Raw genomic sequence first — 524 nt, forward strand, 5'->3', positions numbered from 1 at the left:
GCGATGCGGCGCATCTGCTTGAGGTGGCTGAACATCCGCTCGATGCGGTTACGGTCCTGGTAGCGCCGCCAGTCTGTTTTCTGCGGCGCACTTCGGCCTTTGCGTGATGGAATAATCGGCAGGATCCCGTAGAGCAGTAGGTCCTGGCGGAAACTGTCGCTGTCATAGCCCCGATCAGCCAGCATCGCCCTGGGATTTGGAACGGACAAGCTCATCAGGGCGTCTGTGGCCTTGTAGTCCGAGACCTGTCCTCCGGTAAGGACAAAGCCGAGAGGGCGTCCCTGATTGTCACATCGAGCATGGATTTTGCTCGTAAAGCCGCCGCGTGATCGACCAAAAGCCTCCGAACAAGCCCCCCTTTTGCGCCCGTGGCCTGGGAATGGGCGCGGACCACAGTACTATCGACCATATGCTGCCAGTTATCGGTCAGACCCAGATCTACAAGGGTTTGCAGCAGGGCATCCCAAACGCCCTGCTCAGCCCAACGGCGAAACCGAACATAGACCGAATTCCACTTGCCGTAG

General features: G+C 58.8%; 1 protein-coding gene and 1 pseudogene. Both read right to left on the reverse strand.

All coding sequences use genetic code 11. The annotated features are described in order from the left end of the window. On the reverse strand, positions 1 to 305 hold a 305-nt coding region (locus KP701_RS16205), incomplete at its 3' end, for a transposase (protein ID WP_371819032.1). Then, positions 215 to 524, reverse strand: a pseudogene (locus KP701_RS16460) (hypothetical protein); the annotation flags it as partial. The gene KP701_RS16205 and the pseudogene KP701_RS16460, both read right to left, overlap by 91 nt.

Source organism: Gluconobacter sp. P1C6_b (assembly GCF_018811945.1).
In the GTDB taxonomy this organism is placed as follows: Bacteria; Pseudomonadota; Alphaproteobacteria; order Acetobacterales; family Acetobacteraceae; genus Gluconobacter.